Source organism: Mesocryomonas lacus (assembly GCF_055730105.2).
Window position 1 is genome coordinate 42,533 of record NZ_JBUZWF020000006.1, and the last position, 17,408, is coordinate 59,940.

The window sequence follows — 17,408 nt, forward strand, 5'->3', positions numbered from 1 at the left end:
ACTTTCGCCCATGAGATTCGATCGTCGCTGCGCCGTCTGTCAGGTGGCCAGTGAGGTGCCTCGGTTGAACATCTCGGTTAGGCAGTTCCGGCGACCACCTTGTTGCGGCCATTCGCCTTGGCTTGATAGAGCGCCGTGTCGGCCGTGCGGATCAGGCCATCGACGTCGACAAGATCGGCGCCCCCTTCCAATGTCGCGACCCCTACACTGATGGTCACAACACCGTGGCTGCTGCCTGAGTGCGGGACCGCAAGGTCGAAGACCGCCTTGCGGACCACTTCGGCGCGCATGAGCGCTCCAGAGGCGTCCGTCGCCGGAAGGATAGCTCCCAGTTCCTCGCCACCGTACCGTGCCGTGAGGTCTCCGGGGCGGCGAAGGCTTCCCTTCAATGCGGCCGCCAGTTGACGCAGGCAATCGTCGCCAGCCTGGTGCCCGTATGTGTCGTTGAACGCCTTGAAGCTGTCGACGTCGATCAGGAGGAAGCTGAGGTCGGTCTTGCCACGGGTCGCACGGGCAAACTCCAACTTCAACTGCTTGTCGAGCGCCCGGCGATTGGCGAGTCCGGTCAAACCGTCCGTCGAAGCCAACAGCTCCAACTGACGGTTTGCCTCCCCCAGTTCGTTCTCCATCAGCTTTCGGGAGGTGATGTCTCGCATGACGAAGACCGTTCCCGCCCCGTCATCAAGTGGTTTCGCCGCAACTTCAACCCATCGATATCCGCCGTTCCGATGGGCAACCCGGTACTGGACCCCGGAGGCCGGGCGGCCGGCCGTGACCTCCGCCATCATGATGTCGACGATGGGGACGTCATCAGGGTGCGCGAGCTCACGCGGTTGTTTTCCCATCAACTCCGCGGGCTCGTACCCAAGAAGGTCGCGACTGGCGGGAGAGACGTAAACGCGCCGTCCGCCCTCGTCGGAGCATGTGATCATGTCCGCGGTGTTTTCGGCCAGCAGGCGGAAACGTGCCTCGCTCTCGGCGACGATGGCCTCCGCCTTGCGTCCGTCGGAAAGCCTCACCGCCATGAGCTCGAGGACGCCTCCGAGGTTGCGCAACTCGGGAGCCTGCCACGGTTCCAGGTGCGTCGTGACATCGGCTTTTCCGAGGCCGATCTGTCCCGCCAGGTCCATGAGGCTTTGCAACGGTCGCAACTGGGTTCGGTCGCTCAACCACCAGACCGCCGAAGCGGCCGCCAGCAGGAAGGTCAGGAAGCCAAGGATCGACAGGACAAGTCTGTTCCGGACCGGAGCGATCAGGTTGCTGCGATCTTCACCGACCGCCAGAACGATGTTTCTTGCGGATGGCAGCGGGGCGAACCCATAAACCCGCTCGACGCCGTCAATCCCCCGTACTTCCGCCGTCCCACTGTTTTGGGCGGAATGCATGGCAGCCATCAGCGGATTTCCCGGGAACGTCGTTCCGAACGGAGTTCCCTGCAGCGGCGGGAAGTGGACCAGGACACGGTCCGTGCCGGGTTCGACCAGCATCACCGATCGGCTCCCCCCGCCGGAGACGTTCTCGACCTCGTGGGTCAGTCGATCGAGGCTGAGGCTCGCAAACACGGCGCCCGTAAAGTCGCCGTCGGCCGAAGGAAAACTGTTCGCCAAAATGACGGTCGGCTTGCCGCTGACCCTTCCGATCACGAAGTTGCCGACCTGAAACTTCCGCGCGCCCGGTGCCTTCATCCGATTTACGAGATCGACGTCGGTCAGCCCCTGGCGGGTCCTCAACGAGTTGTGGCAGTTGATTGTACCTTCGGTGTCAACCACACCGATCGTGTTGTAGAAAGGGTTCGCTCGGCTGACGTCAGCGATGAACGCCGAGCAGGCCTCGCCGCCGCCGGGTGTCACGACGGGGCCAAGGGCGAGAGTTCCCAGAAGAGACCTTGTCTCGTCAAAGATCCGGGATTCGGTCGCCGCTGCCAGTTTCGCTGCGGAGAACACCCCGTCCTTTGCTGTCCTGATCGTCTGGCCATAGTCGGCCGAGAGATACAGGGCCACAAGGGCAGCCAGAGGCAGCATCGCGAAGGCAAGAAGCCCAATCTGCCGATGACGCATTCCAACCGAACCGATGGAAGGAAATTTCACTGTCGCAAGCCTTCACTGAGGGAACTCCCGCCGTGTGACGACGCGATATCAGTATAAGATCCTATCCTTACCGATGGCTTGCTATCGGTTTAGTTTGCAGCAACCTGGTTTGGCGAAAGCTTCACGGGAGCTTCGATCTGCCGAGGATCGGACAGGCTATGACCGCGGATGGCTTACTCGTACCGTCTATACCGCACGGTCCGACGCGCATCGCGGTCGTTTAGACGCGTGGGGTTGCCGGGGACCGGGGGAGCTGGCAACGAGCCTTCCGGGATGATCCGGGCTTGGATCGGAGGCGACGGCATTCCCGTTAAACCGACCCGCGATGGACACCTGCGTGTACCCGCTCGTTCAGTTGGCGCCCCACGACGTCAAGCTACGCATGTTGAGCGCCGTCGAGGAAGCAAGCCGTTCCGACGAGGGCATGCCGACTACTCGCCCCCACAAGACCCGGGGCGTGCCCGGATCTTGTGCGAAGACCGGCACGCCCCTGAGCGGTCCGTGAGTTCTCTTCTGAATCCGAAAGACAGGCGCTCGGGGAAGGGATCGCCGACGTTGTCCGCAGGGGCAGCAGCGTCCGCACGAGGGTCTAGTGACCGTCTCCCCAAACTTGTCGGGGATCTGGAACAGGGGCGTCCCGAACAGGGTTCCCGGATCGTACGGCCAGCGCGTCGATCGTGCCGTTTGAACCTGGGAGACAACATGAGTGACCAGACACTGAACGACCTGTTCCTTCACCAGCTCAAGGACACCTACTTTGCGGAGAACGCGATCCTGAAGGCGATACCAACGCTGATGGACGCATCGAGCTCCGATGATCTGAAACTGGCATTGGGCGTGCACCTCGACGAGACAAGCAGCCAGATCAAGCGCCTCGAGGACGTCTTCTCGATCATCGGTGCAAAGCCGGAGGGCGTCGAATGCAAGGCGATCCTTGGGATCATCGCGGAAGGCCAGGAAGTAATCGAGGAGTTCGCCGGGTCCGAAGCCCTCGACGCCGGGATCATTGCCGCGGCGCAGGCCGTCGAGCACTACGAGATCACCCGTTACGGAACTCTGTATGCCTGGGCAAACCAGCTAGGTCTCGAGGAGGCTGCCGAACTCCTTAAAGATACGCTCATCGAGGAAGAGAACACGGACCAAATCCTGTCGGATCTCGCCGAGTCCTCGGTCAACGAAGAAGCCGACCAAGATTGATCGGCCGGAGGTGTTGTGACCAACGTTGCCACACCTCCACCTCGGCCCGGGCGATCGGCACGCGGAAGGTTGACGAACTGCGGCCCACGCGACGGTGGACCGTTGCCCCCGGTCTTCGTTCGAAATTGGTCCACCTGCGTAACCTCCCGCTTACCATCGCGACGTCGAGCGCACAAAATGCAGACCAATTTAACCTCCGTGCCCGTAGCTTGTCCCCCAAAGCCCAAGGGACATGCGATGACCGCCTACGTAATCGACGCCGTCAGAAACGAAGAGGCGCGCCTCAATGCGCTACGCGACCTCAACCTCCTCGACACATCTCCGAGCGACAGTTTCGACCGACTGACGCGACTTGCCAGCAAGTTGCTCGACGCCCCGGTTTCAACGATCTCGCTCACCGATCGCGACCGCCAGTGGTTCAAGTCCAAGGTCGGCGTCGACATCACCGAGATCCCGCGTGAACAGGCGCCGTGCAGCTATGCCATCGGCGACAACGAAATCTTCGTGGTTCCAGACCTTCAGGCAGATCCGCGTTTCGTGGACAGTCCGCTGGCCCTTGCCGGAATCAGGTTCTACGCAGGGGCGCCACTCTTCACGCGACAAGGCTACGGCCTCGGCACGCTTTGCGTCGTCGACGACAAGGTTCGAGACCTCGACGCCGAGGGGCATCAGGTGCTGCGGGACCTCGCTGGCATGGTGATGAGCCAGATCGAGCTCAGCAACACGATCGGTCGATCCGACGCCGTCACCGGGCTGCCGAACCAGCACCAGATGTTTGAGGACATCGAAGACCTGGCTAGGCACCATCCCGGCGCCGACGTCGCGGCGATCATGTTCGAGCTCGTTTCTCAACAACAGTACGACCAGGGCCAGCGAGTGCTGGGTGGAAGCTTCACCGAGGCGTTGATCCGCGGAGGAGCGGCCATGCTTCGTCCGTGGATGGGCAACTCGTCGCGGCTCTACCACGTCGGTCCGACGCGGCTGGCGGTCATCCTGACACCCGAGTTCGGCGGGGACCGGGAGGAGTTGGCAATGAGCCTTCTCGGTCTCCTCCGAGCGCCGATCGAGTGTGATGGCATCCCCGTCACGCCAACCCCAGCGATGGGAACGTGCGTGTTCCTACTCGGCGAGCTGGCGCCGCGTGACGTCCTGCGGCGCATGCTGAACGCCGTCGAGGACGCGGGCCTGTCCGATGAAGGACATGCCGACTACTCGCCCTCGCACGACCTAAGGCATGCCCGCAGCTTCATGTTGCTGAACGATTTCAGGACGGCACTGGAAGCAGATGACCAGCTCCGCCTTCACTACCAGCCGCGTGTCGACTTGCGGACGGGGACGTGCCTAGGCGTCGAGGCGCTCCTGCGCTGGACCCATCCGCAACTGGGGCCGATCCCGCCAGTGGAGTTTATCCCGTCCGTCGAACAGACGGCGCTCGCCAAACCTCTGACTGAATGGGTCGCAAGGACGGCCCTCGCCCAAATGGCAGAGTGGAACGCTCGAGGCATCGAGATGAAGGTGTCAATCAACGTATCGGCCTTGAACCTCGACGAGCCGGACTTCGCCGACCGGATCCTCGGCCTCGTCCGGGATGCGGGCGTACTCTCCGGGTTCTTGGAGCTGGAGTTTACCGAAAGCGCGGTCGCAAGGAACGCCGCGCGCGTCGTCACCCAGCTTCAGGCCATTCGCGCGGCGGGCATCTCGATCGCGATCGACGACTTTGGCAGCGGCTACAGCAACCTGTCCTACCTCCAGAAGCTTCCCGCGACGGTGCTGAAGGTGGACCGTTCGTTTGTCGGTGACATGGAGGGTTCAGAGCGCGACCGCACGCTCGTCAGGTCCGTCGTCGACTTGGCCCAGGACCTTGGCTACCGCGTCGTGGCCGAGGGCATCGAAACGGAGGGTGCCTACCGTCTTCTCAAGGAGTGGGGCTGCGACGAGGGGCAGGGTTACCTGATCGCGAGACCGATGCCGGCGTCCGAACTGGAGGCATGGCTACGTTCAAAGGATCTCTCGGCCGTAGCATGACGGTCAGGTATCTCATGTCCCCCTCAAGCAGGCGAAGCTCCCGATGAGTCGTCTCAAATGCTGACCGTGCTCAACTGCATGCAGGAAGCCAACGACAGCCGCTTGCTGATCCTTGCTGCCATCGTTTGCACCGTTGGTGTCTACGGCTCGTTCTCCATCGCCAAGCACGCAGGCCGATCCGCGGGACGCGCACGGGCCATCTGGGCGTGGTCGAGCGTGCTTGCAGCGGGGTGCACCGCATGGGCAACACATATGATCGCGTTGCTGGCCTTCCAGCCGGGCATGGAAGCCGGCTTCGACCCGATCCTGACAGTCCTATCCCTTGTTCTTGGCGTCGTCGGCATCGGGGCCGGCCTCGTGCTTGCGGTCGGCCGCCAGAAGCGGCCGCGACGCTTTGCGGCCGGCACGATGCTGGGGCTCGGCGTCGGGGCCCTCCATTACGTCGGGCAGGCTTCGTACGTGGTTCGCGGCGAGATCGCATGGGACTTCGGTCTAGTCGCGACGTCGCTCCTCGTCAGCCTGCCGATCTCCGGTCTGGCTTTGGTTGCCGCGGGCGAGCGCCGGAAGAAGATCCGTCACGTCGCTGCCCCCCTGCTACTCCTGTCCATCGCGGTGCTGCACCTCGGCGGCATGGCGGCCCTTAGCCTGACGTTTGATCCCCGCATCGTCCTGCCGCGGCGAACTTTGCCGCCGGAAGTCTTGGCACCCATCGTTGCGGCCGTGTCGTCCGGTCTTCTTGCCCTCGCCGTCATCGGCCTCCGTTTTGCGCTCGACGCCCGCGCGCGGCTCCGTCGCGACCACTTGCGCCTGCGCGAACTGGCCGATCTTGCCGTGGAGGGCCTGGCCATCTGCAACGGCGAGACGATCTCGTCGGTCAACGACAGCCTCGAGCGCCTGTCAGGCCTGTCGCGCGCGGACCTGACGGGAACCGGACTGTCCGACCTGCTGCCCGGTCTCGTCGTTTCCGACCTTCCGCAGCACGAGGAGCGGGACGCAAGGCTCCTCGGGGCTGGCGGTCAGCTCCTTCCCGTCCGCGTCCTGCGGCGAGATGTGGTCATGGGCGACCAGACAGTCACGGTCGTCGCGGTCCGGGACCAGCGGGAACGCCTGTCGAGCGAGGCGAAGATCAGGACGCTTGCCTTCTTCGATCCCTTGACGGGCCTTGCCAACCGCACGCGGTTCTCGGAAGTGCTGGCCGACCTTGTCGCCGACCGCATGCAAACGGGGCAAGTCTTCACAGTGCTACTGTTCGATCTCGACGGCTTCAAGGCCGTGAACGACGCTATGGGGCACGCCGGGGGCGACGCGGTACTCAAGACCGTCGGCGAGCGGCTGTCTGCGACGCTAGACGACAATACGTTCGTCGCTCGGCTGGGTGGCGACGAGTTCGCCGTCCTGATCCCGGAGACTGCCGATCGAACCCGTGCCGTTGCACTTGGCAACCGCATCATCGCCATCGTCGAGCAACCGATCGAACGGAGCGATCGCACCATCCGGATCTCCGCGAGCGTCGGGATTTCCTTCTTTGACGAACCGGGTGCGACCGCCGATCAAGTCGTCAACGATGCCGATCTCGCGCTTTACGCCGCCAAGGCGGAAGGCAAGGGTCGAACCCGCTTGTTCACCTGCGACCTCCGGGATGTGGCCATCGAGCGGAGCGACACCGTCCTCAAGCTCGTCGAAGCATGGGCGCACAAGGATTTCGAACTCTATTACCAGCCCCAGGTGCGACTGTCGGACGGCGCCCTCGTCGGAGCCGAAGCACTCCTCCGCTGGAACTGCGGATCCCGGGGCGTGCTCACGCCGGCTGCCTTCCTGCCCATTCTCGAGAGCGGCCTGCTCGCGGCACCCGTCGGGGAATGGATCCTGCGCACGGCTTGCGAACAGGCCGTCCGCTGGCGCGCCATGGGAGTGCCGAACCTGCGCATGGGCGTGAACCTCTTCGCCGCCCAGTTTCGCATCGAGGGATTTGCCGAGACCGTCGAGGCCATCCTGCGAGAGTGCGGTCTCGCCCCCGGCGGACTGGAACTCGAGGTAACCGAGAACATCATCCTGAAGGACGACGGCCATATCGTCGGGCAGTTGGAGCAGCTTAAGGCCGCCGGCGTCGGCATCGCATTCGACGACTTCGGAACCGGATATGCCTCGTTGACGATGCTGAAGTTCTTCCCCGTCACGCGGCTGAAGATCGACAGGTCGTTCGTCACCAACATCGCGTCGAGCCGCCAGGACCAGACCATCGTCGAGGCCATCGCGCGTATGGCCCAAGGCTTCGATCTCGAGATCATCGCGGAGGGAATCGAGTTCCCCGGTCAGGCGGACTTCATGCGCGGCATAGCCAGCGAGGGCCAGGGATATCTCTACGGAAAACCGATGACAGCCGAGGTATTTGAAATTCGTTATGGCCTCATGGGGCCGTCCCTGGCAGCGGCCTAACCGGCCCCAGCGGAAGGTGCCGAAGTCGCCGCTGATTGCGGAGAACTGCCAGGAGGCCGCGAACCGACGGTGGGGAGCGGTCCGAGAAGGCGCCGATCGTGTTGAGCGACTGCCATAGGCCGAAGCTTGCGCCCCGGATCTCCGGCGGCAAAAGGTCGGCCGATGTACTGAGGGCGACGCCATCCAGAAGCGCTGTCGCATCGACTCGATCGGGCGACGGTGCTTCAGTGGCGAAACCCTGAAAGAACCACGGAGAGACAGAGATGGCAGACAACAAGAAGAAGACCGACGGGCGCGACAGGGCGAAGGTGTCCGCTACCGAGCCTTATGAGGTGAACTATTTCGCCAAGAAGCACGGCTTGGCGGCCGAGCAGGCCCGCGAGATCATCGAGAAGCACGGTCCGAGTCGCGAGGCGTGCGACGCGGCGGCCGAGCGCAAGCGGTAACGCTCCCGAGCAAGGAGGCGGTGGCGCCATAGAGCTAACGGGATATGTAGCGTGACCCGCCGCAAATGGCGTGCGCTGCCGTCCCGGGAACATCGGCGGGCCCCGGTCTGTTCGTCTCATCAGATCATGAGGAGGACCGCATGCCCGACTTAACCCAAAACTTCATAGCCGCTCTCAAGCGCCTCGAAAACGATCGTGACGCAGACACCATCGCCGGCCTGTTTGCCGAGGACGCGGAAGTCGCCAGTCCCTTGGTGCAGCACGAAAGCGGTGGCGTGGATGCAGCCAAGGCTTTCTGGTCGCAATATCGCGATGCCTTCGACGAGATCAGCTCGGACTTTCGCACCGTCACTGAGAAGGACGGCACCGCCTTCCTGGAATGGACCAGCCAGGGCTCGTTCAACGGCAAGCCCTTCACGTATGGAGGCGTCACGGTTCTGGTAGGCGTTGGCGACCGCATCACCTCCTTCCGCACCTACTTCGACACTCGCCACATCCCGAGCGTCAGAGCCCAGGGCGGTACCGGGTCCGCCCCTGTGGCATCCGTTGACAAGGCCAATGTAGAGCGGAGCCAATTTCCCAAGTCGGCCGGAGAGAATGTCGGCGGGATCGACGCCAATGGTCGGGAAGTCAGCTCCGACGACATGGTGGATGCCCAGCGTGAAGCATCCGAACAGCGCGCCGGCGGGGGCTACAGCTAAGCAAGGGGCACGGCTACCGGGCATTCCCTTCCGCCGGAGTTATGGACGCCGCAAATTGTCCGCTATCGCAACACCGCGCCTGAACTGACCGTCTCTCGCAGCGTGAATTCGACAACCTCGGCATCGTGCGTGCAGACATCCCGGCTTTGGCTCGCCAGTCGTTCCGCTAACGGATTCACCGAATTCGCTGCGGCCGTTCCTCCCAGACCCGACGCCAAGAGACCCAGCTTTTCGTCCCACCGCAACGGACATTGGCTGACACCCTCGCCGGGTCTTCCCCGGCGGGGGTGTTTCCGTTTTAGATCAGTAAGCAATCTCGCGAGGTCGTCGACTATGGCCATGTCGGGCTCTTGCTCCGGAGCCATCCACGTCGCTTTCCTACGAGCAGAGCTGACCCAACGCAGAATGGTAACCTGTGCTGAGGCGATGGCCTCGCAGGACGAGCGGTGGGCGAAGTGGCTGGCATCGCCGAGGCGACGCCGCAGGACAAGCTGAACTACATCCGCAACGAGCAGCGGCAGGGAAGGCTGGTCGCCATGTGCGGCGACGGCACCAACGACGCCCCGGCGCTCGCCCAGGCCGATGTCGGCGTCGCCATGCAGACCGGCACCCAGGCCGCCCGCGAGGCCGGCAACATGGTCGACCTCGACTCGGATCCGACGAAGCTTATCGAGGTGGTCGGCATCGGCAAGCAGCTCCTGATGACCCGCGGCGCGCTGACGACGTTCTCGATCGCCAACGACGTCGCGAAATACTTCGCGATCATCCCGGCGCTGTTCATCGCCGCGATCCCCGAGCTCGGCCTCCTCAACGTCATGGGCCTCGCCTCGCCGGAAAGCGCGATCCTCTCGGCGGTAATCTTCAACCCGCTCGTCATCGTCGCCCTGATCCCGCTGGCGCTGAAGGGGGTGAAGTACACGCCCGGCGACGCCGGCTCGATCCTGCGCCGCAACCTCCTGATCTACGGCCTCGGCGGCATTCTCGTGCCCTTTGTCGGCATCAAGCTGATCGACATGGTCATCGCCGGCCTCGGCCTCGTCTGACCGCAGTCCGGTCCCTTCCCATCCGGGTAGGGACCGCCTGTCAGGCTCAACATCTTCGTTCCAAAGGAACTCCCATGCTTTCGCAAGTTCGCCCCGCGCTCAGCCTTCTCGTCATCCTCAGCGCCGTCCTGGGCATTGCCTACCCCTTCGCCATGACAGGCGTTGCCGGGGTCGTCTTCCCGGATGCCGCCAGCGGCAGCCTTGTCATGCGTGACGGCAAGGTGGTCGGCTCCAGCCTGATCGGTCAGTCCTTTACCCGTCCGGAATACTTTAAGCCTCGCCCGTCGGCCGCCGGCACTGGCTATGACGCCAGCGCCTCATCAGGCACCAACCTCGCCCCGACGTCGGCCAAGCTCGCCGACCGCCTGAAGACGGACGCCGACGCCATGCGTGCCTCAGGTATCACCGGCCCGATCCCGGCCGACGCAATCACCACCTCCGGCAGCGGCCTCGATCCTGACATCTCGCCAGCCTACGCGCAGGCTCAGGTCGCCGGCGTCGCCACGGCCCGCGGCATGGCCTCGGCGAAGGTGTCGGAACTCGTTGCCGCTCATACCAAGGGCCGCACGCTGGGCATCCTTGGCGATCCCCGGGTGAACGTCCTCGAGCTGAACCTCGCGCTCGACCAAGAAGTACCGAAGCCGTAAGGCGAGCCGATGGGTGCCGACCAACCCCAACGGGCCTCGCCCGACGCACTGATCGCCGCCGCTGAACGCGAGGGCAGGGGATCCTTGCGCATCTTCCTCGGCGCCGCGCCCGGGGTCGGCAAGACCTACGCCATGCTCCAGGCGGCGAAGGCCGCCAAGGCACAGGGAGGCGGTGAGGTGTCCGAACTCGGGATTGCCGGCGCCGGGGAAGCGCAACATGCAGGCGGCGACAAGTGTGGAGGCGCCTGGTGGCCCTTCGGACGGTCCGGCTCAGGTAGCCGTGAGCGATGGGCATCGAAGAGGGGCCTTGCGACTAGACGTGGACGGCGTTGCAGGCTAGCCCGAGCAAATGAGCCGTGCCGCCGCCGTTCCTCCACTTCCTCAGCCGAGCTTGGACCGGGTCTTGCCCGGCATCGGGCTGATGCTCGTCTTCTGCATCGTTGCGCCCTTGATCGACGTCGCGTCGAAGATGGCCGTCCAAACGGTTTCAGCGGGAACGGTGACGCTGGCCCGCTTCGTGGTTCAGGCTTTACTCATGGCGCCTGTTGCCCTTGCCATGAGCCTGCCGATGAGGATTGACGGAAGGGTCGTACGGCTGACGTTGCTCCGCGCGCTCGTCGCGATAGGCTCGACGTTCTGCTTCGTCGCCGCCGTCCGCGTAATGCCGATCGCCGACGCTCTGGCTATCGCCTTCGTGTCTCCCTTCATCCTGTTGCTGATGGGGCGGTTCATCCTGAAGGAGCAGGTCGGACCGCGCCGGATCGGCGCCTCGGTCGTGGCATTCTTCGGGACAGTGTTGGTGATCCAGCCTTCCTTCGCCCGCTTCGGCACCACGGCCCTGTTCCCGATCGGCAGTGCCTTCTGCTTCGCGCTATACATGCTCGTGACAAGGCATCTCAGCCGTATTCAGCACCCCGTCACGATGCAACTTCATACGGCCTTGGCGGCTAGCTTTCTCTGCCTGCCCCTCGTGGCCTTTGGCAGCTTTGCGGAGGTCGCACCAATCCGCTTCTTGCTTCCGGAAGGGGTGGTCTGGTGGTCCTGTCTCTCGGTAGGCATCGCAGCGACCGTAAGCCATCTCGCCATGACCTTCGCGCTATCCCTTGCACCGTCGTCCACGCTGGCGCCATTGGGTTACCTCGAGATCGTGACGGCGACGCTCTTCGGCTTCCTGTTCTTCGGCGACTTCCCGGCAGGCATGACGTGGACTGGGATCGCCATCATCGTGAGTGCGGGCCTATACGTCATTCATCGCGAGCGGGTCGTATCGAAAACCTCTGGGTGACACGGGGGCCCAGTAGGGCTGGATCGACGAACACGATGCATTGCAATGAGCGACGGCAGCGAACGGGGCCTTCGGCAGCTTCTCGAACTCTCCTCTACGAACAGGAAGCTCGATGACCGAAGATCCTTGGACCAGCCAGCCCACTACCTTCCCTCCGAACCCCAACAGATGCGTACCAAGCCCGATCACGGCGAGGAGTCGTATGTCGGCAAGGGCCTGCTCGACGGCCGCGCCGAGCTGATTACCGGCGGCGACTCCGGCATCGGCAAGGCGGTCGCGATCGCCTATGCCCGGGAGGGAGCGGACGTCGCGATCTCCTATCTGCCGGAGGAGCAGGCCGACGCCGACGACACGAAGGCTTGGGTCGAGAAGGCGGGCCGGCGGTGCCTCCAGTTACCGGGCGACATCCGCGACCCCGACCACTGCGTCTCGCTGGTCGAGCGGACCGTCGCTGAGCTTGGCGGAATCAACGTGCTCGTCAACAACGCCGCGGCGCAGACGACCAACGAGGACCTCGGCGACAGCGACGGCATGATCCCCGAAGAAGGCGACGTCGAGCCGCTGGTCGAGATGCTCGGCCGCCCGCTGCACTCCTACCGCGACTTCGCCTTCAAGATGGCCAATGCCACTCACTGAACCTGACAGTGCGCGCCAGTATCACGCCCGACCCTTTCCTAGGGGCGAGGCGTTGGTGTTGGGTGGACCCGACGCAGTAGTCAGGTTGGTTCAAGCTGCCCGATCGGCAGATGCCACTACGTCGGCGCTCGCTGGCAACTTCATCGGACAGGTCCGATCCGAGCGGCGCCGCACGGCCTCCGCTCGCAAGCTGCCCGTCAGTTTACGTCCCAACCTGTAATCGGAAATCTTTTCCGGATCGGCGAGAATGCTGTAAGCCGCTTTCGATCCTGACACCCTGACAAACAGCCTGTACTGTTGCGAATTCGCCTAGTGCCACCACGGTCACAACGCTGAAAACGATTCCGGCTGGTCTCGCCAGCACATAAACTTAGTTCGATAGACGCGATCAACCTAGTCCGTGAAAGCGGCCGCTGAAGGAACTGCCGAATTACTGCGTGGACGGCGCGGGCCATGCCGAGAGCATCTGGTGTGTCGCTGTGAACGCGTCCCATCTTGGCGGCCACGCCCGTCGGGCGGAACTTGGTTCTTGGTGTCGTGCTCATGGCTAACCTTCCAAACTGTAGAGCCTCAAGGAACTCGACAGGGCCGCCGCTGACACTGGCGGCCATGTCTTGTCAGATCGACTGATCGTGCGAGGGCTTGTCCCACAGGTTGATGCCGCCCTCCACCGCGTGAAGGTCGATCTCGGCCAGCTCCTCGGCGGTAAAGGCGAGGTTGTCGAGGGCGGCGACGTTCTCGCCAACCTGCTCCGGGGAGCTTGCGCCGATCAGCGTCGAGGTAACGCGGGGATCGCGCAGGACCCAGGCGAGCGCCAGCTGGGCCAGTGTCTGGCCGCGCCGTTTGGCGATGGCATCGAGCGCCCGGACCCTGGCGATGTTCTCCTTGCTAAGATGTTCGGCGCGCAGCGAGGCACCGCCCGGTCGGTTGACGCGGGCATCGGCCGGAATGCCGCCGAGATATTTGTCGGTCAGCAGGCCCTGCGCCAGTGCGGTAAATGCGATGATGCCGGCGCCGGTCTCTTCGGCGGCATGGAGCAGGTCTGCCTCGATCCAGCGGTTGAACATGTTGTAGGCTGGCTGGTTAATCAGCAGTGGCACGTTCCGCGCGGCGAGGAGCTTAGCGATCTCGCGAGTCTTGGTGCCCGAATAGGATGAGATGCCGACGTAAAGCGCCTTGCCCTGCTGGACCGCGGTAGCCAGCGCGCCAGCGGTCTCCTCAAGCGGCGTATCGGCGTCGAATCGGTGGGAATAGAATATGTCGACATAGTCGATGCCGAGCCGCTTCAGACTCTGGTCTAGGCTGGCTAGCATGTATTTGCGACCACCCCCGCCCTGGCCGTAGGGACCTGGCCACATGTCCCAGCCGGCCTTCGTCGAGATCACCAACTCGTCGCGATAGGCCGCGAGGTCTTCCTTCAGCATGCGGCCGAAATTGATCTCGGCGCTGCCGTAGGGCGGACCGTAATTGTTGGCGAGATCGAAATGGGTGATGCCGAGGTCGAAGGCCTTGAAGATGATCGAGCGCTGGCGTTCTAGCGGGATGCTGTCGCCAAAATTGTGCCAGAGGCCGAAGGAGAGGGGCGGCAGCAAGAGCCCGCTGCGACCGACGCGGCGGAAGCTGGCATTGTCGTAGCGATCGGGAGCGGCTTGGTAGGTCATCTTTGATCCTGTGTAGAGAAAGGCCGAACGAGCGGACGTCGTGACGAAGCGGCAAACAGACGTCGTCGATCGATCCATATGGTGATTCTGGCGCTCGAAACTATGCGGCGGCTGCCCGCGCAGCAGCGTTTGGGCGAGATCATCCTACGCGCCTTTTCAATTTCGGCACTGCGTCGGAACGGAGGCGCCTAGGCAAGGTTCTACGAGGCCACACCAGGCGCGACGATCGCGCCTTTGAACCCCGGGAGACGATATGAGCGGCCAGACCTTGAATGACCTTTTCGTTCACCAGCTCAGGGACACCTACTTCGCCGAGAATGCGATTTTGAAAGCGCTGCCGGCGCTGATGGACGCAGCATCTTCGGAAGATTTGAAAGTGGCGCTCGGCGTCCACCTGGAGGAGACCAAGAACCAGATCAAGCGTCTCGATGATGTGTTCGGGATCATCGGGGCGAAGGCGGAAGGCGTCGAGTGCAAGGCAATCCTCGGGATCATCGCTGAAGGCGAAGAGGTAATCGAGGAGTTTGCCGGGTCCGAAGCACTTGACGCGGGGATCATCGCTGCGGCGCAGGCGGTGGAGCACTACGAGATCACTCGCTACGGAACGTTGTATGCCTGGGCGAACCAGCTCGGTCTGGAAGAAGCTGCCGAGCTTCTCAAGGAGACGTTGATCGAGGAAGAGAACACGGACGAGATTTTATCGGATCTTGCAGAGTCCTCGGTCAACCAGGAAGCGGAAGAGGGCTGAGTCAAAAGGGGCGTCTCGGCATTGCCGGGACGCCTCCGGACCGCAGTTCTGGTTCCGAAGGGGTAACGTACACTAGTTCTTGCCGAACTTGACCGACGTCGAGTCAGCCAAAATCCGGAGCCCGGTCCGTCCGAAAGCGCTCCACCAGTCCCCCCATGTGGCTGGTCGAGAAGTTGTACAGCGTCGCCGCTCCGACCGCTTCTGCTGTAGCAGAATGGACCTCGTCGTCGGTAAGACCGAGATAGTCTCCCGGCATCAGGAGGCCCGTGATCTGTCGCCGTCCGTCGGGTAGGGCAGTTGACAGCTGACGCATTCCAAAGGTCAGGCTGCAGACGCGAGATTGTCGATCGCCTTCGATTACCAAGCCTAGTTGGGTTGCAACGTCCCGGAAGTCATAACGGCCTCGAGGGCGCAAATCTCCCCCCAGCCCAGCACCGCGTACAGTGCCATGGATCGGGCTTCGCAAGCTGCTCAAACGCGACACGCGTGTATCTGCTGCCAGGGAGCGAGTATAATCATAACGTCTGTGATCATTATCGGATCTTCTATCTGGACAGGCTGCATGACCCGACCCGCTAGCGCGCGTCGGGTGCGAATGCTTCCGCTACGGGCTCTCCCCTTCGGGGGGCTTCGCACGGTCGTGTGGCAGTGACGTAATGATGTCCGAGGCAGCTGGTCCGTCGGGAGATTGGCCAGGGGTAAGCCGAAATCAATGCTGATTAGACAACCGGTTTCGCCCCAACGGTTCTGGTTCGACGACATCGACTGTCGCCTCTTCGGCGCCTACGCCCAAAATGAAAACGCCCGACCTCTGGGGCCGGGCGCTCATGAGTGCAGGTGGCTTCAGATCAGTGTGCCATCATCTCGCTGACGATCTCCTTGGTGTTCAGCGAGGACGAGTAGTAGGTCGGCCAGTTCGTGACCTCCTTCAGCAGGGCGGCACGATCGTTGCCCCAGTAGAGGTGGTAATGGTCCGCCTTGGCTGGCGCGATCCCGTGGTCGCTGAACTGGATGAACTGCGGGGCCCCGGCGTCGCCGTTGGTCTTCTTGAACATGAAGCGGACGCCGCGGTTGCCCTTCTTGTAGGTCAACGTCTCGCGGCCGTCGGAGGCATAGGTCCCCTTCAACGGCTTGCCATCCCGGTAGAAGGTCACGATGTCGCCTTCGATCGTGATGCGCTCCACGTCCGTGCGATAGCCCGTCTCGTACTCGGCCTTGACCTCGTCGGCACCCATCGTGCCACTCTCGGCCTTGTGCGCCCAGACAGGATCCAGCGTGCCGTCCCGGAGATAAGGGTACAGGGACTGCCAGTCGCCCGCGTAATCCGACAGTGAGCGGTCCTTGATCTGGCTGTCCTCGAAGTAGCCTGCGTAGATCTTCGGGTCGCCATGGCTATGGGCGTGACCTGCGTGATCGAGGCCGTTGCCCTCATGAACGACGCCGCTGCCGCCGGCCACGACGATGTTGTACGGCATGCCCTCGACGGGGATGGTCCCGGCCTCCTTCAGTGTATCCCTGGCGATGCGGCGAACCATCCCGGCCTTCGGGTCGCTTATGACCACCTCGTTCCCGGCCAGTGCGAGCCGCGGACGTGGGTCGTTCCAGTGGCCATCCATCGAGTAGGGTTCGGTCACCCGGGCACTCTTGGCCACTTTGCCGTTGAGGACGTCGATCTGGTGAAGCGTGCCATCCTCTGTCAGCACGTAGCCGAAGCGGGCGTTGGCAGGATCGAGGACGAAGTCGATGCGCCTGAAAGGCAGTTCGATGTGCCGGAAATGGGGTTCGTCGACGGGATCGACCACGACCAGGCCCTTGTCGCCAAGATTGCCGAGGAACACCTGCATGCTCTTCGAGCCTAGGATAGTTCCCGTCATCTCACCCGCTGGCAGGTCCGCCGGGTAGGGCAGCATCTTGAACGAGGGTGCATCGGGGCCCGCGGTAACGGTGAGGATTCCCTCCTCGCAACCCGTCGCCAGATAAGCCCCGGAGAAGGCCTCACCGTGGATCCCGGTGCAGGTCGCGACCTCTCCGACAGGTGTGCCGTCCGGCTTCACTTGTTGCAGGCCGAGACGCTTGGGCGCCGCATCGCCTTCGACAGGGGCGTCGGAGGCAACACTCGTCACCCAGGCGCTGCCGATCGGGGCGGCGTAGCCATGATGGGCCCGTCCCTGCGGAAGGCGGCGCGCCTCGACCTTGCCCTCGGAGAGTTCGTGCGCGTCGACGATCTCGGCGTAGCCGCCGCGATCGAAGTTGATCACTGCCTTGCCGCCATGGTCGATCAAGTGGAAGGGGCGCGGTCCCGTCAGCGGGCCTTCGACGGCCACCGGATCGGCAATGGCGATGTCGGAGTGGTCGCCATGGGAGTGGAGGACGATGCCACTCTGGATGAAGTGAACGGCATCCTTGTCGGACTGGACTGCCGCGACGGCTGCTCCGTTGTCGACGGCGTAAAGCTTGCTTTGCCCGGTCGTCTCGAACGTCCACCGCTTGTCCGGC

At 63.4% G+C, this 17,408-nt stretch carries 13 protein-coding genes and 2 pseudogenes; 11 read left to right on the plus strand and 4 right to left on the minus strand.

All coding sequences use genetic code 11. From position 1 onward, the window contains the following. Positions 1-77 precede the first annotated feature (77 nt). Positions 78-2,087 carry a sensor domain-containing diguanylate cyclase gene (locus tag ACZLZQ_RS19230; protein ID WP_472950744.1) on the minus strand — a complete coding sequence of 670 codons (2,010 nt, stop codon included), beginning with the start codon at positions 2,085-2,087 and terminating at the stop codon, positions 78-80. Between the two features lie 702 nt (positions 2,088-2,789). Here ACZLZQ_RS19230 and ACZLZQ_RS19235 point away from each other — a divergent pair. From ACZLZQ_RS19235 to ACZLZQ_RS19280, 10 genes and pseudogenes are all read left to right on the plus strand, one after another. Then, positions 2,790-3,284 carry a YciE/YciF ferroxidase family protein gene (locus ACZLZQ_RS19235; RefSeq protein ID WP_472950745.1) on the plus strand — a complete coding sequence of 165 codons (495 nt, stop codon included), beginning with the start codon at positions 2,790-2,792 and terminating at the stop codon, positions 3,282-3,284. A gap of 237 nt (positions 3,285-3,521) precedes the next feature. Continuing rightward, positions 3,522-5,309 carry a bifunctional diguanylate cyclase/phosphodiesterase gene (locus ACZLZQ_RS19240; protein ID WP_472950916.1) on the plus strand — a complete coding sequence of 596 codons (1,788 nt, stop codon included), beginning with the start codon at positions 3,522-3,524 and terminating at the stop codon, positions 5,307-5,309. A gap of 78 nt (positions 5,310-5,387) precedes the next feature. Beyond that, on the plus strand, positions 5,388-7,745 hold the full coding sequence (locus ACZLZQ_RS19245; RefSeq protein WP_472950917.1) for a bifunctional diguanylate cyclase/phosphodiesterase: 2,358 nt from the start codon (positions 5,388-5,390) through the stop codon (positions 7,743-7,745). A gap of 263 nt (positions 7,746-8,008) precedes the next feature. Then, positions 8,009-8,191, plus strand: coding sequence for a DUF3606 domain-containing protein (locus tag ACZLZQ_RS19250; RefSeq protein ID WP_472950746.1), 183 nt, complete (start codon positions 8,009-8,011; stop codon positions 8,189-8,191). A gap of 140 nt (positions 8,192-8,331) precedes the next feature. Further along, positions 8,332-8,892, plus strand: coding sequence for a nuclear transport factor 2 family protein (locus ACZLZQ_RS19255; protein WP_472950747.1), 561 nt, complete (start codon positions 8,332-8,334; stop codon positions 8,890-8,892). Between the two features lie 464 nt (positions 8,893-9,356). Beyond that, positions 9,357-9,935, plus strand: a pseudogene (locus ACZLZQ_RS19260) (HAD-IC family P-type ATPase); the annotation flags it as partial. A gap of 74 nt (positions 9,936-10,009) precedes the next feature. Then, positions 10,010-10,582: a potassium-transporting ATPase subunit KdpC gene (gene kdpC, locus ACZLZQ_RS19265; protein WP_472950748.1), complete on the plus strand. Its 573-nt coding sequence runs from the start codon at positions 10,010-10,012 to the stop codon at positions 10,580-10,582. A gap of 9 nt (positions 10,583-10,591) precedes the next feature. Beyond that, a pseudogene (locus ACZLZQ_RS19270) lies at positions 10,592-10,750 on the plus strand (hypothetical protein); the annotation flags it as partial. Positions 10,751-10,931: 181 nt separating this feature from the next. Beyond that, complete coding sequence (locus ACZLZQ_RS19275; RefSeq protein WP_472950749.1) at positions 10,932-11,867, plus strand: DMT family transporter; 936 nt, start codon at positions 10,932-10,934, stop codon at positions 11,865-11,867. 168 nt (positions 11,868-12,035) lie between these two features. Next, a complete protein-coding gene (locus tag ACZLZQ_RS19280; RefSeq protein ID WP_472950750.1) occupies positions 12,036-12,503 on the plus strand; it encodes an SDR family NAD(P)-dependent oxidoreductase in 468 nt (155 codons plus the stop codon). Between the two features lie 617 nt (positions 12,504-13,120). On the opposite strand, the gene mgrA is transcribed toward ACZLZQ_RS19280, so the two are convergent. Beyond that, positions 13,121-14,164 (minus strand): L-glyceraldehyde 3-phosphate reductase, encoded by a 1,044-nt coding sequence (gene mgrA, locus ACZLZQ_RS19285; RefSeq protein WP_472950751.1) that lies wholly within the window; start codon positions 14,162-14,164, stop codon positions 13,121-13,123. A 253-nt stretch (positions 14,165-14,417) separates the two neighbouring features. On the opposite strand from mgrA, the gene ACZLZQ_RS19290 reads away from it, so the two are divergent. Continuing rightward, positions 14,418-14,912: a YciE/YciF ferroxidase family protein gene (locus tag ACZLZQ_RS19290; RefSeq protein ID WP_472950752.1), complete on the plus strand. Its 495-nt coding sequence runs from the start codon at positions 14,418-14,420 to the stop codon at positions 14,910-14,912. A 103-nt stretch (positions 14,913-15,015) separates the two neighbouring features. Here ACZLZQ_RS19290 and ACZLZQ_RS19295 read toward each other — a convergent pair whose 3' ends face one another. Beyond that, entirely contained in the window at positions 15,016-15,396 is a 381-nt protein-coding gene (locus ACZLZQ_RS19295) for a cyclic nucleotide-binding domain-containing protein (protein WP_472950753.1), read from the minus strand. Positions 15,397-15,760: 364 nt separating this feature from the next. Beyond that, on the minus strand, positions 15,761-16,387 hold the full coding sequence (locus ACZLZQ_RS19300; protein ID WP_472950918.1) for a ZinT family metal-binding protein: 627 nt from the start codon (positions 16,385-16,387) through the stop codon (positions 15,761-15,763). Positions 16,388-17,408 lie beyond the last annotated feature (1,021 nt).

What these genes read in the sequence shown, in the direction of transcription:
- ACZLZQ_RS19235 (WP_472950745.1), top strand. Translation starts at nt 2,790, where the DNA reads ATGAGTGACCAGACACTGAACGACCTGTTCCTTCACCAGCTCAAGGAC.
- ACZLZQ_RS19240 (WP_472950916.1), top strand. Translation starts at nt 3,522, where the DNA reads ATGACCGCCTACGTAATCGACGCCGTCAGAAACGAAGAGGCGCGCCTC.
- ACZLZQ_RS19245 (WP_472950917.1), top strand. Translation starts at nt 5,388, where the DNA reads ATGCAGGAAGCCAACGACAGCCGCTTGCTGATCCTTGCTGCCATCGTT.
- ACZLZQ_RS19250 (WP_472950746.1), top strand. Translation starts at nt 8,009, where the DNA reads ATGGCAGACAACAAGAAGAAGACCGACGGGCGCGACAGGGCGAAGGTG.
- ACZLZQ_RS19255 (WP_472950747.1), top strand. Translation starts at nt 8,332, where the DNA reads ATGCCCGACTTAACCCAAAACTTCATAGCCGCTCTCAAGCGCCTCGAA.
- kdpC (WP_472950748.1), top strand. Translation starts at nt 10,010, where the DNA reads ATGCTTTCGCAAGTTCGCCCCGCGCTCAGCCTTCTCGTCATCCTCAGC.
- ACZLZQ_RS19275 (WP_472950749.1), top strand. Translation starts at nt 10,932, where the DNA reads ATGAGCCGTGCCGCCGCCGTTCCTCCACTTCCTCAGCCGAGCTTGGAC.
- ACZLZQ_RS19280 (WP_472950750.1), top strand. Translation starts at nt 12,036, where the DNA reads ATGCGTACCAAGCCCGATCACGGCGAGGAGTCGTATGTCGGCAAGGGC.
- mgrA (WP_472950751.1), bottom strand. Translation starts at nt 14,164, where the DNA reads ATGACCTACCAAGCCGCTCCCGATCGCTACGACAATGCCAGCTTCCGC.
- ACZLZQ_RS19290 (WP_472950752.1), top strand. Translation starts at nt 14,418, where the DNA reads ATGAGCGGCCAGACCTTGAATGACCTTTTCGTTCACCAGCTCAGGGAC.
- ACZLZQ_RS19300 (WP_472950918.1), bottom strand. Translation starts at nt 16,387, where the DNA reads ATGCCGTACAACATCGTCGTGGCCGGCGGCAGCGGCGTCGTTCATGAG.